Below are 12,553 nucleotides of genomic sequence, written 5' to 3'. Positions count from 1 at the left end.
AAATGGACAAAGTTCAGATTCTCAAGGAAAGAATTAAAGAGATGGAATCGCATCAACTTGAAAAAGGCGATATGATCTTGAGTTCTCTTCATGCTACACAGGAACTTTTCGACAATTCAATACCTCTTGAAGCGGCAAAAGTGATCTCTGACGAATTAGACGTTAAAGTTGAAAGAATATACGAACTTGCGACTTTTTACAGCATGTATTCGACAAAACCGAGAGGAAAACATCTTATAAGACTGTGTGAAAGTTTACCATGTCATGTCATTGAGGGTCCTAAAATAGCAAAAAAACTCAAAGAAGTTTTGAATATCGATTTTGGGCAAACGACAAAAGACGGTCTTTTCACGCTTGAAACCACTTCGTGCCTTGGAATATGCGGAGTCGGACCTGTCATGATGATCGACGGTGATACTTATGGCAATTTAACGGTCGAGAAGATAGAAGATATCGTGCAAAAATACAGAGGTGAAAAATCATGAAAGCGATGACGATACTTTTTTCAATGGATTCAAACAGTTTGCTTAATGGCGCTAAGTCTTACGAAGATGCTATGAAGAACCTCGTTAACGAGTATAACCTTTCAGATATAATCGAAATAATTGAAACCGGTAGTTTCGGATTTTACGGAAAAGGATCTGTTTTTCAAATTCTTCCCGATGATGTCTATTACATCGTCAATTCAATTGATGATCTCAAAGAAATCTTTGAAGAACATCTTTTAAAGGGAAGAAGTGTGCCAAAATTTTTGGTTGACAGAGAAAAACTTACACCCGCCGATACTTCTAAATTGAAAGAAACGAGAATAGTACTTCGAAATGTAGGATTGATAGATCCAAACAGCATTGAGGAATACATAGGTCGTGATGGGTACGTTGCACTTTATCGTGCATTGAAGATGAAAAAAACGGAGATAATAGATATCATAAAGGATTCTGGCCTTAGAGGCAGAGGCGGTGCCGGATTTCCAACAGGCCTTAAATGGGAAATGACTTTAAAATCACAAAATGATAAAAAATACATCCTTTGCAATGCGGATGAAGGAGAACCGGGCACATTCAAAGATAGGCTTATACTCGAAGGAGATCCTCATTCCGTCTTAGAAGCCATGGCCATAGCGGGATATGCCGTAGGATCACAACTTGGATATATTTACATCAGGGGAGAATATTACAATTCCATTCAAAAAGTTCAAAAAGCCATAGATGATGCCGAAAATGCCGGATTACTCGGAGAAAACATTTTCGGAAGTGATTTTTCATTTAAAATAAGTATAAGGCCGGGAGCGGGAGCATACGTCGTCGGTGACGAAACGGCTCTCATGGAATCTCTCGAAGGAAAGGTTGGAAGACCAAGGCTAAAGCCTCCTTATCCAACAGAACACGGACTTTACGGCAAGCCGACTCTTATAAACAACGTTGAAACTTTTGCAAACGTTCCATGGATAATTTTGAACGGATCTGATGCTTTCAAAGCGTATGGAACTCAAAGATCAAAAGGAACGAAAGTTTTCTCTTTGATAGGCAACATAAACAGCAAAGGCGTTGCCGAACTTCCGATGGGTTCGACGCTTAGAGAAGTGATATACGGTTTTGGCGGCGGAGTTGCAAACGGAAGAAATATCAAGACGATTCAAACGGGCGGTACAGCGGGCACCTTCGTTACTCCCGACAAACTTGATATTCCAGTTGATTACGAATCGATAAAAGATGGAATATCACTTGGATCCGGAGCAGTGCTTGTCATAGACGATAGAAATTGTGCTGTGGATATAGCAAAAAAGGTTGCAAGATTTTACATGCATGAGTCTTGCGGAAAATGCACACCATGTCGCGAGGGTACAAGAGAATTGTACACACTTTTGGATGAGATATCCAAAGGACGGGGAAAGTTAGAATACATTGACAGGATAAAAAATCTTGCACAGGAAATATCCGATTCTTCTTTCTGCGGCCTTGGTCAATCCGTTAACATGCCAATTTTGAGTTTGTACGATAATTTCAAAGATGAATTCTTGGCTCACATAGGTTCAAGTGCATGCCCTGTCGGTGTTTGTGAATTTGAAAAAGTAAAGTCAAAAACAAAAGTTTGATTAAAACGCAATTCACAAAAATGGCCTTTTAAGGCCATTTTTGTTTGTGGTATAATTTTCATGTGAAATTGATAGCGATAACCGGAGGAATTGCAACAGGTAAGAGTGTTATTTCAAGGTATCTAAGAAGTCTTGGCTATCCAGTTATAGACGCAGATGTGATTGGTCATGAAGTACTTGATCGCGAAGATGTTAAAGCGCAAATCATTGCACATTTTGGCGATGTTTTAGATTTAGATGGAAACGTTGACAGAAAAAAACTCGGTTTAATTGTTTTCTCGGATAAAGATAAGTTAAGAGAACTTAATGAAATAACACATCAAAAAATAACAGATGAAATTTTGAATCAGGCTAAAGAACTCGCAATTGTAAATGACGAAATATTCGTAGAGGCTGCAGTTTTGTTCGAGATGGGACTGGATAAATGCGTCGATTTTGTAATAGTTGCAGACTGCCCCGACGAAATGAGAATTCAAAGAATGATCTTAAGAGATCACCTTAATTATCAAGAAGCACTTAAAAGAATACATTCTCAAATGCAAAGAGAAGAGTATTTAAAAAGGGCAGATTTGATTGTTGATACCTCCGGTGATATCAACCGAACTTTTGATCAGATCTTTGAAATGTTGAATAAGAAACCTTGGTGTGGTAAAATATAAGGCTAAGGCTGGAACATATCAAAAAAGGAGGGATCACCGATGAAAAGGGTTCTCGTAGTGATGCTGGCTATATCTGTGTTGATGACCGGCATGATCTTTTCAAAGACGGTTGTAACTTTCTGGGAATCAATGGGTGGAGACCTTGGTAAAACGCTAACTCAGATAGTTGATACCTTCAATTCCCAGCACGCAAACATAGAAGTAAAGGCCATATACGTTGGAAGTTATTCAACGTTACAGGAAAAACTGCTTGCAAGTGCCGTCGGTGGCGGACTACCCACCATCAGTCAGGTTTACTCAAACTGGACCGCTGCTTTGATGAAATCAAACGTCATTCAACCAATGCAAACCTTCATAGATAACCCACAAATTGGACTTTCTCAGAGTCAATTAAATGATATCTGGGAACCATTTTTAAAGGCTAACACGTGGAACGGAAAAATTTACACTTTGCCTTTTAACAAATCAATATACATAATGTTTGTCAACCAAGATGCTCTGGCCCTTGCGGGCGTGAGTATTCCGAAAACCGTCCCAGAACTTATAAACGATCTTCCGCTCCTGACTATAAAGGATTCATCCGGAAAGGTTATCCAATATGCCCTTGGCCTGAGAACCACTGTAGATACCTACGAAATTTTCTTAAGACAAAATGGAGCCGATTTTATAAATTCGGATTACACAAAAGCCACTTTGGATACGCCTGTTGCGCTTGAAACACTTCAAACACTTGTAAACATGATAAAAAGCGGTGATGTACTTGGACAGGGTGGATATTTGGACGGTCCATTTGGAAATGGTCAAATAGCGATGTACATAGACACATCGGCAGGACTTTCCTACACGGCAAACAGCGTCGGAGGTAAATTCTCATGGACTATAGCACCAGTTCCGGCCTGGAAGACGCAGGCTCCACCATTTGCAGGAACAGACCTCGCCATCTTTAACACCGCAACAACAGAAGAGCAACAAGCCGCATGGGAATTCGTAAAATTTTTGCTGAGTCCTCAAATTCAGGCATTCTGGGCAATAAAGACCGGATATCTCCCCGTTACCAAGAGCGCGGTAGAAACTCAGGCATGGAAGGATTACGCGGCATCCAATCCTATGGCCAACATACTTGTATCTCAAATTCCTTATGGTTCCTCTGATCCGGGAATTGCCGCATGGAGCCAGATAAGAAATGATGTTGGGACTCTCGTTTCAGACGCAATGTTCTTCAAGAAAACTCCACAGGAGGCCTTGCAACTTGCCCAGCAAGAAGTTACAAAAGATCTGCTTGGTCAATGATTGAATTGAAAATCAAAAAAGCCCCGAAAGGGGCTTTTTTTGTTTGTAAAATTGTATTTATCTTTTTGCCACAGCCTTTCTTCTTCTTGAAAGCCATCCTATCAGAACAGGACTTGCTATGTATATAGAAGAATATGTACCGGTTATGACTCCAAAACTCATTCCAAAGGCAAATGGTCTCAAAGTTGAACTCGCAAAGAGGAACAAGGTGAAGACCACTATGAAAGTTGTTAAAGATGTGTTTATAGTCCTTGAAAGCGTTTCGTTTATGGAGACATTTATTATCTCATCGATTGGTTTGCCATGCATCTTTTTCAAATTTTCCCTTATCCTTGAATAGACAACGACTGTATCATTCAACGAATATCCAAGTAAGGTCAACAATGCGGCAACGACTGTGCTATCGAAGGTTATCCAGAACATCGAGTAAAGTCCGGCCGTAATTATCAAATCGTGAGCAAGAGAGGCCAGTGCACCGACACCGAAGATAAACTGATATCTTATGGCTATGTATATAAGCAAAATTATCATAACGATCACAGATGCCCATATCGCCGACTGTCTCAAACCTGCCGCCGCGTAACCGCTAACCGTTTCAAAAGATTCAAAATTAGTTTGCAACCCTTGTTTATTTGCAACGCTTTGAACATCTGCGTTTAATTTTGCCCTTGCGGTTGCACTGTAAAATTGTTTTACCGTGAGATCAAAAAGCGATTTTTGGGTAGTCGTGCCATTTGCGGTCATAGACGTAAGTTTAATTATGCTCGCATTCGTAAAGGCAGGATCTGCTTTGGAAAAAATGCTTCTAACATCGGCAATCGACAGATCAGGCTTGCTGAAAGAGGCCGTTATCATAGTGCCACCTGCAAAATCAACTCCGAAATCAAATCCCTTTACGAGTATAAAAACGATAGAAAGCGCTATGGCAGCCAAAGATATACCGATGAATATATACCTTGGTCCGACGAAATTTATCATCTTTCTCATCGTTGATTACCTCCCTTTTTATTTTTGTTATTAGAAGTTATGTTTTTTTGATTGGACTCGACAGGTTTAACCTGTCCGGCATTTGATGTTAATGGGAGGTATTTGTTTTTAACGACAGGAGCAATGAGATCCATCAAAACCCTTGAAAAGACCAAAGATGTGAAGATCGTTCCGATTATACCTATCGTAAGGGTAACTGCGAAACCTCTTATAGATCCTGTACCGAAATAATAAAGCACAAAGGCAACTATCAAGGTTGTTATGTTTGCATCAAGTATAACTGCCGTTGATCTTGTAAAGCCAGCTGTTATAGATGCTTTAGAGGTTTTGCCTGTTCTCATCTCTTCTTTTATTCTCTCAAAAATTATGACGTTACCATCTACCGTTGTTCCTATGGTAAGAATGATACCTGCCATACCCGGAAGAGTGAGAATTCCGTGGGTAAGTGCAAGCATGCCAAGCACAAAGAATGCGTTATAAACAAGTGCAAGATCTGCCACCATACCCATCAACGGTCCGTAATACACAAGCATATATGCAAGGACTATTGCCATTCCTATCAATCCCACGATTATGCTCGTTCGTACGACATCTGCACCAAGGGTTGGCCCAACTGTCTGTTCCTCACTTAGATTCAAAGTTACAGGTAAATTACCGCTGCGTATAAGAGCAGCAAGTTCCTGCGCTTGCTGATAGGTGAAATTTCCCGTTATCTGGGCATGACCACCTTGTATTGCCTGCTGGACGACTGGGGCGCTTAAAACAGAATTATCAAGCACTATGGCAAGTGGTTTTCCCACAAGAGCCTGAGTTATCTGATAAAAATTCTGTGATCCTTTTGTACCAAAAGAAAGGTCTATTTCCCATCCGCCATTTGACGTGTTCATGGCCGCGGCAGCATTTGAAACATCACTTCCGCTTAATTGAAGCGTTCCGGCACCCACCTGAATGTTTTTGTTCACAAGATACCATGTGTTTGGAGGTGCGCTCGGATCTGATGTTTTAAGCCATTGAGCGCCCGCATATTGAAGACCTATCTTTGGAGCCGGCTGAACAGACGACTGAACTGTGTCGAGTACCTGAGCAAAATAAAGTTCTCCTCTTTGACCTATCAAAGATTCAGCCTGTTGTGGATTGTCTATACCAGGAATTTCAACCCTTATACCGTTATTTCCAAGACTGGCAACATTTGCTTCCGTGAAATTGGCATCATCAAGCCTTCGTCTGAGAATCGTCACAACCTGATTTGCGGTATCTGGAGTAACATTACCTGAAAAAGTGTATTCAAGCAAAGATCCACCCTTTATGTCCAGTCCCAGAGGTATGTTGGCAAATAAGCCTGTGTTGGAAGGATTCATTGGATAGAACAGAAAGAACATTACAACGAATAAAACACCAAGTACTACTACCGCCCTTATTCTACCGTATCTCATCAAAAAGGCCTAAGGCCCATTCACCTCCACTCATTTTTCAGTTGGATCTTTTGGTTCTGACTGATCGATATCTTTTGAATCTCCGTTATTTTTAGTTTCAGAAGAGTCAGAACTATCGCTTTTGATAACGGATGAAATTGCCCTTTTTGTGACTTCCATTTCGGTATTTCCGGTTCTCACTTTTACCGTGTTGTTCTTTATATCCGTTACCTTCCCAATAACTCCTCCAACTGTAACAACTGTGTCTCCTTTTTTAAGATTGTTCATTAAATTCTCAAAACTCTTTTTCTGTCTTCTCTGTGGGAAAATCAGCAGAAAATAGAAGATCGCAACGATAACCACAAGCCAAATTATCATTGTCAATATCCCTGTATCTCCCCCACCCGTTGTTGGTGTAGTTGATTGAGGAGCAGATGAAGTTGGAGCTGCGGCCAATACGATTTTGTCAAGCACTTGAATTATTCCTCCTTTCAATTAAGAATCTTTTATACCCAAAATTTTTCTTGCATCCATTGGAGTGGCAATTTCACGACCTAATTCTTTTGCGATTCTTACAACTTTTTCAACAAGTTCAGCGTTCGATTTCGCAAGAACTCCTTTTGACAGGTAAATGTTATCTTCCAGTCCAACCCTGACATTACCACCCATCGAAATGGCAAGCATAGCCATTTCAAACTCGTGCCTGCCAATGCCAGAAACAGTCCATGTGGCATCTTCAGGAATTGAATCAACCATACGTATCAAATTTCTCACATCTGCGGGACATGAGCCCGGGACGCCCAGAACAAAGTCAAAATGCAGATGACCTTTTATTATACCTTCTTTCACGACTCTTAACGCATTTGAAACATGGCCTAATTCAAAACATTCGAATTCAGGCATCACGTTAATTTCAGCCATTTTGGATGCAAAATGCCGTATAAGAGGCATATCGTTTACGAAAATTTCATCTCCAAAATTCGTTGTTCCTGTATCTAAAGATGCCATTTCCGGCCCCGCATATATCGATTGAAGCCTTTCTTCCGGTGTCATGCCGACGGCTCCGCCCGTCGAAACCTGAATTATCAACTCAGGACATTTAGTCCTTACAAGGTCAACGACTTTTTTGAAAACCTCAACATCTTGCGTGGGCTTTCCTGCTTTGTCCCTTACGTGAAGATGAACTATTGAAGCACCCGCTTTGTAAGACAAAAAAGCCTCATTTGCTATTTCTTCAGGCGTTAAAGGAATGTAAGGCGTTTGTTCTCTCGTAACTTCTGCGCCACAAATGGCTGCGGTAACGATCAACTTATCGGCACTCATACGCTTTGACTTTTCCTTTGCCTTTCAAAAGGCACAACACATGTTCCGCTTGCTTTTGCAACAAGTAAAGGATTTGCAAGCACATCGCACGCTCCTGCCTGTCCCTCAACAGGTGCAATAACTTTGTACGCTTCAAAATACATTTTTCTTGATGTCTTTCCCAATTCTTTTATCTTGCCATAAACTTCTATGTAATCTCCGGCATGAACAGGCGCCAAAAATTCAACGGCATCGTATGCTCTGAAAAGTCCTTCGTCTCCATCCGAAATTATCAAAAGTTCAGTTGCAACATCCCCGAAAAGTTGCATCATCTTGGCACCATCAACAAGCCCTCCTGCGTAATGCACATCTGATTCAGAGATTCTTATCCTTATAGAAGGTTTATCCCAATCCTCGTATGCCATTTCATTCCCCATAAATCGAATTTTGACTTCTGCTTTTTATTTCTTCAGAAATTTTGGATATGAATTCATCAACTTTAAGATCGCCAAGGTCTTTGCCACTTCTCAGTCTTACAGCCACACTTTCATTTTCGACTTCTTTATCTCCTATAACGAGCATGTAAGGTATCTTTTGAAGTTGTGCCTCTCTTATCTTGTAACTTATCTTTCTCGGTTTATCGTCAATCTCGACTCTTATTCCATTTTCGTCAAGCATTCTTAAAATGTTTCTGGAATATTCGAGGTGTTTGTCAGATATCGGTAAAAGCATAACTTGAATCGGGGCAATCCACGTCGGAAAGGCTCCTGCGTAATGTTCTATGAGAATTCCTATGAATCTTTCTATCGATCCGTATATTACCCTGTGAATCATGACAGGTCTATGCTCAAGATTATCGGGACCGACGTAAGAAATTTCAAATCTCTCTGGCATCAGAAAATCAAGTTGTATCGTTGCACATTGCCATGTTCTTCCTATCGAATCTCTAACATGAAAATCTATCTTTGGCCCGTAAAAAGCGCCATCTCCTTCGTTTATCTGGTAATCAAGGCCAACATGATCAAGCGCGTTTTTAAGGGCACTCGTGGAAATCTCCCATATTTCGTCTGAACCCATAGAATTTTCGGGCCTTGTTGAAAGTTCGACCTTGTAAGGAAATCCGAAAAGTTTGTAAGTTTTATCAACAAGTGATATGACACCCTTTATCTCATCTTCAATTTGTTCTTGAGTACAAAATATATGCGCATCATCCTGAGTAAAAGCACGCGTTCTGAAGAGACCATGAACAACGCCGCTCCTTTCGTAACGATGAACCGTACCAAGTTCGCACATTCTCAGCGGCAGATCTTTATAACTTTTCGTTTGAGATTTGTATATCATTATATGGCCGGGGCAATTCATCGGCTTTATGGCATACATTTGATTTTCTTTTTCCGTGAAATACATGTTTTCTCTGTAATGATCCCAGTGGCCTGATTGTCTCCACAACGTTTCATTCATGACCATCGGAGTAACAACTTCAACGTAATTGGCCTTTTTGTGTTCCTCTCTCCAATATTTCTCAAGTTCGCGCCTTATCGTTGTGCCCTTTGGATGGAAAAAAACCATGCCGGGTGCAACATCGGAATGAATCGAGAAAAGGTCAAGTTGAGGTCCCAACTTTCTGTGATCACGTTTTTCGGCCTCTTCAAGCATTTTGAGATAACCTTCAAGGTCTTCTTTTTTGTAAAAGGCCGTTCCATAGATCCTTTGAAGCATCTTGTTCTTTTCGTCTCCGCGCCAGTATGCACCTGCAACGTTGAGCAATTTGAAGTTTTTAACCATTCCGGTGGACGGAATATGAGGACCGCGACAAAGATCCACAAATTCTCCCTGTTTGTAAAGTGTAACGGAAGAATCACCGATGTCTTTTATTATCTCAACTTTGTAAGGTTGCTTTTGAGACTCGAAATATTTGATAGCCTCATCCGAACTCATGGTAATTTTTTCGAGAGGAAGGTTTTCTTTGATGATTTGCTTCATCTCTGTCTCTATTTTTTTTAGTTCCTCTTCGTTTAAAGGCACATCAACATCGATATCGTAGTAAAAACCGTTCTCTATCGTTGGGCCTATGGCAAATTTCGCATCTTTGTAAAGGCGTTTTATCGCCTGAGCCATTATGTGGCTCATAGTGTGCCTGTAAAGTTCAGCAGATTTCGGATCTTCCATCGTGAAAAGATCGATCACTTCATCTTTTTCAACCGTATGAAAAAGATCCACAAGTGTTTTCCCGACAGAACCTCCGACTATCTTTGAATCAAGATGATTTTCTCTTAAAAGTTCTTTTAATACCCCTTCATTTACATCGTAAGATTTTCCTTCAAAAATCAACTTCGCCAAAAGATCCACCTTCTTAGATCGTTTTTCGATATTATATCATATCATGAGCCATTCGATATCGTTTTGAAATATTTCAAAACGCCGTTATCGTATACAAGCGCTTCTTTCCATATGTTGATCGGATTCTCAAGCCATTTTTCTCTTGCGGGGTTTGACATAAAGAACGGTTCTATCAAAACGGCGGGTACCTGTGCATATTGGAGCACGTAATATTCTTCCTGAATAAGATCACCCTGAACTCCGGTGAAATTCTCAAATGCTTCAAGAAAAATTTTTGCCGCAAGTTCGGAAGTGTCCGTTGTGCTCCAGTAAAAAGCCTGAGGCCTGTCTATATCGGGAGCACCTTCTATCGAATTGTGGTGCATGCATAAGAAAAGATCAGCATGAAGGTTGTTGGCAAGCGCTATTCTTGCTTGAAGAGAAACGTACACGTCAGTTGCCCTTGTAAGGTAAACACTTGCACCCTGAACCTTTAGTATGCTTGCAAGATCGAGGGCAACCTGGAGATTTATGGTTTTTTCAAGCAATCCGGTTGGCCCTATGGCTCCCGTATCTACCCCTCCATGACCGGGGTCAAGAACTATGATTTTCCCGGCAAGTACATTCATGAAAGTGGCAGTAGAAGTTGTAGAAGACGCAAAAGAAATCGAAATCGAAAAAACAACCAAAAAAATCACCGGCACAATAATTTTTTTCAAGTTATATTTACCTCCCGTTGTCAGACGGAAAGATCATACCACAAATTCAAAAAACCTGATCCTTAAGATATTTCATGACAAGGCCAAAACCTCCGACATGAAACATGTGCTGCATGTTCACAAGATGTTTCATCGGGATGGCTCTATATCCGGCAAAAGTCCCAAGAGATTTTATGTTTGCAACCCCGTATCTTTTCCCAACGTAAACTATGTTCCCGTGCAATTTCAGGTCAAGTGCTTGCTTTGCTCCGCCTTTTATCGAAACGATGATGTTGTTTGCGGCAACATCGGCAGATTGCATGGCAGATTCAACGAGTCCTGGCATAGGCTTGTTAGATTTATCGACGTAAGAAGCCACATCGCCTATCGCGTAAACATTTGGATCAGATGTTTCCATATATTCGTTTACGATGATTCTTCCCCTTTTATCCTTTTTGAGATCAAGTTGGTTGGTAAAGGCACAGCCTTGAACTCCACCTGACCATATAAGCGTTTTCGTCGGTATAAATTCACCGGCTTTAAGAGTCAGTCCATCCGCCGAAACGTTTGTTATCATTGAATTCGTTCTAACATCAACACCATATTCTTTCATATATTCGATGGCCTTATTCACAACTTCAACTTTTTCTATGTTTGGAAGAATTCTCGGCAAGGCTTCGACTATCATTAATTTCACGGATTTTCTGTCAACTCCGTTTATTTTGGAAAGTTTGTCGATCCACTCCATCAATTCTCCCATGAGTTCAACACCTGTAAACCCGCCACCGCCGACGACAAACGTTAGCATCTTTTGCCTTTCATTTGGATCTTTGATGTTTTTGACATTTTCAAAGATTTTTTTCACATGATCGTTTATCCTTTGTGCATCCTCTAAAGTCCAGAAAGATAGGGCATTTTCTTTCATGCCAGGAATTCCGAAGAAATTGGGATCGCTGCCAACGGCAACGACCAAAAAATCGTAATCGTATGATTTATCCGTGAAAACTTTCTTGTTTTGCAAATCGATTTTCTTAACTTCGGCATTTTCAAATTTTACGGTAGAGGGTAATATCCGTTTCAAAGGTATTTTGATAGCATCTAAAGTTATCCTTTCGCAGGCAAATTTATGTATTTCAGTTCTGAAAGTTTGATCGCCTTCTTTTTCAAAGAGTCTAATTTCAACATCTTTCGAAGATAGTTTTTTAGACAATCTTTGGACAAATTCAACTCCCGCAAACCCGCCTCCAACGACTATTACGCTTTTGGCCATAAAACACCTCCACATCAACTTTAAATTCCTAATCATCGAGAGGGCATCCTGTACTCTCCGCCTCCGTCCGTCTTTTTCAACGCGTCACTGTTTTGTTTTTGCCATATGCTATTTGCCATATGCTATTTGCCATGTGCTATTTGCCGATCACCGATCACGCGTCACTATTTTTTCCCCAATCTCTAAGTTCTGCCTATAAGCCCGATTATCAAACCGATTCCAAAGATGAGCATTGCATTAGAACTTGAAATATCTATATTCATGATCGCTTTACCGTCTATTTTACCATAAGATTTTGAGAAAAGTTTCACTATAATCATCGAATAAAAAGGTATCGAAAGTAAAGAAACCAATCCCAGCAAAGAAATTTTTTGAATCAGGATCATGTAAAACAACAGAATGAATTGAAAAGCAAACATTGCGACGTACAACCATGTACCCGCAACATCTCCGAATAAAATCGTAATTGATTTTATTCTGACCTGTCTATCATTCGCTGAATCTCTTATCTCATTTGATAG

13 protein-coding genes are annotated in these 12,553 nt (G+C 40.4%); 4 read left to right on the top strand and 9 right to left on the bottom strand.

Translation table 11 applies throughout. The features are described 5' to 3' along the window. Nucleotides 1–2: 2 nt before the first annotated feature. From ACP5NR_RS03280 to ACP5NR_RS03265, 4 genes are all read left to right on the top strand, one after another. Nucleotides 3–485, top strand: coding sequence for an NAD(P)H-dependent oxidoreductase subunit E (locus ACP5NR_RS03280; protein ID WP_428005066.1), 483 nt, complete (start codon nucleotides 3–5; stop codon nucleotides 483–485). Further along, nucleotides 482–2,095, top strand: coding sequence for an NADH-quinone oxidoreductase subunit NuoF (nuoF, locus tag ACP5NR_RS03275; RefSeq protein ID WP_428005067.1), 1,614 nt, complete (start codon nucleotides 482–484; stop codon nucleotides 2,093–2,095). Before ACP5NR_RS03280 ends, nuoF begins: the two co-directional genes overlap by 4 nt. Nucleotides 2,096–2,157: 62 nt before the next feature. Then, the gene (gene coaE, locus ACP5NR_RS03270) at nucleotides 2,158–2,754 is read left to right on the top strand and encodes a dephospho-CoA kinase (protein ID WP_428005966.1); all 597 of its coding nucleotides are present in this window, start codon (nucleotides 2,158–2,160) and stop codon (nucleotides 2,752–2,754) included. A 39-nt stretch (nucleotides 2,755–2,793) separates the two neighbouring features. Beyond that, a complete protein-coding gene (locus tag ACP5NR_RS03265; RefSeq protein ID WP_428005069.1) occupies nucleotides 2,794–4,044 on the top strand; it encodes an ABC transporter substrate-binding protein in 1,251 nt (416 codons plus the stop codon). Between the two features lie 57 nt (nucleotides 4,045–4,101). On the opposite strand, the gene secF is transcribed toward ACP5NR_RS03265, so the two are convergent. From secF to ACP5NR_RS03220, 9 genes are all read right to left on the bottom strand, one after another. Further along, complete coding sequence (gene secF, locus ACP5NR_RS03260; RefSeq protein WP_428005965.1) at nucleotides 4,102–5,031, bottom strand: protein translocase subunit SecF; 930 nt, start codon at nucleotides 5,029–5,031, stop codon at nucleotides 4,102–4,104. Further along, nucleotides 5,028–6,464, bottom strand: a complete 1,437-nt coding sequence (gene secD, locus ACP5NR_RS03255) for a protein translocase subunit SecD (protein WP_428005071.1) — start codon at nucleotides 6,462–6,464, stop codon at nucleotides 5,028–5,030. The genes secF and secD overlap by 4 nt, the downstream gene beginning before the upstream one ends. Nucleotides 6,465–6,494: 30 nt before the next feature. Further along, a complete protein-coding gene (yajC, locus tag ACP5NR_RS03250) occupies nucleotides 6,495–6,917 on the bottom strand; it encodes a preprotein translocase subunit YajC (protein ID WP_428005072.1) in 423 nt (140 codons plus the stop codon). A 21-nt stretch (nucleotides 6,918–6,938) separates the two neighbouring features. Then, nucleotides 6,939–7,766 carry a 3-keto-5-aminohexanoate cleavage protein gene (locus tag ACP5NR_RS03245; RefSeq protein ID WP_428005073.1) on the bottom strand — a complete coding sequence of 276 codons (828 nt, stop codon included), beginning with the start codon at nucleotides 7,764–7,766 and terminating at the stop codon, nucleotides 6,939–6,941. Next, complete coding sequence (locus ACP5NR_RS03240) at nucleotides 7,763–8,170, bottom strand: hotdog domain-containing protein (protein ID WP_428005074.1); 408 nt, start codon at nucleotides 8,168–8,170, stop codon at nucleotides 7,763–7,765. The genes ACP5NR_RS03245 and ACP5NR_RS03240 overlap by 4 nt, the downstream gene beginning before the upstream one ends. Nucleotide 8,171: 1 nt before the next feature. After that, nucleotides 8,172–10,085 (bottom strand): threonine--tRNA ligase, encoded by a 1,914-nt coding sequence (thrS, locus tag ACP5NR_RS03235; RefSeq protein WP_428005075.1) that lies wholly within the window; start codon nucleotides 10,083–10,085, stop codon nucleotides 8,172–8,174. Between the two features lie 41 nt (nucleotides 10,086–10,126). Beyond that, nucleotides 10,127–10,783, bottom strand: coding sequence for an N-acetylmuramoyl-L-alanine amidase family protein (locus ACP5NR_RS03230; protein WP_428005076.1), 657 nt, complete (start codon nucleotides 10,781–10,783; stop codon nucleotides 10,127–10,129). A 46-nt stretch (nucleotides 10,784–10,829) separates the two neighbouring features. Continuing rightward, the gene (locus tag ACP5NR_RS03225; RefSeq protein ID WP_428005077.1) at nucleotides 10,830–12,032 is read right to left on the bottom strand and encodes an NAD(P)/FAD-dependent oxidoreductase; all 1,203 of its coding nucleotides are present in this window, start codon (nucleotides 12,030–12,032) and stop codon (nucleotides 10,830–10,832) included. Nucleotides 12,033–12,214: 182 nt separating this feature from the next. Then, on the bottom strand, nucleotides 12,215–12,553 hold a 339-nt coding region (locus ACP5NR_RS03220; RefSeq protein ID WP_428005964.1), incomplete at its 5' end, for a hypothetical protein.

Source organism: Athalassotoga sp., from assembly GCF_049965695.1.
Taxonomy (GTDB): Bacteria; Thermotogota; Thermotogae; order Mesoaciditogales; family Mesoaciditogaceae; genus Athalassotoga.
This window is presented reverse-complemented; position numbering and strand designations above follow the sequence as displayed.

Excerpts from the sequence above, each read along its gene's own strand:
- ACP5NR_RS03280 (WP_428005066.1), top strand. The coding sequence starts at position 3 with ATGGACAAAGTTCAGATTCTCAAGGAAAGAATTAAAGAGATGGAATCG.
- nuoF (WP_428005067.1), top strand. The coding sequence starts at position 482 with ATGAAAGCGATGACGATACTTTTTTCAATGGATTCAAACAGTTTGCTT.
- ACP5NR_RS03265 (WP_428005069.1), top strand. The coding sequence starts at position 2,794 with ATGAAAAGGGTTCTCGTAGTGATGCTGGCTATATCTGTGTTGATGACC.
- secF (WP_428005965.1), bottom strand. The coding sequence starts at position 5,031 with ATGAGAAAGATGATAAATTTCGTCGGACCAAGGTATATATTCATCGGT.
- secD (WP_428005071.1), bottom strand. The coding sequence starts at position 6,464 with ATGAGATACGGTAGAATAAGGGCGGTAGTAGTACTTGGTGTTTTATTC.
- ACP5NR_RS03245 (WP_428005073.1), bottom strand. The coding sequence starts at position 7,766 with ATGAGTGCCGATAAGTTGATCGTTACCGCAGCCATTTGTGGCGCAGAA.
- ACP5NR_RS03240 (WP_428005074.1), bottom strand. The coding sequence starts at position 8,170 with ATGGCATACGAGGATTGGGATAAACCTTCTATAAGGATAAGAATCTCT.
- ACP5NR_RS03225 (WP_428005077.1), bottom strand. The coding sequence starts at position 12,032 with ATGGCCAAAAGCGTAATAGTCGTTGGAGGCGGGTTTGCGGGAGTTGAA.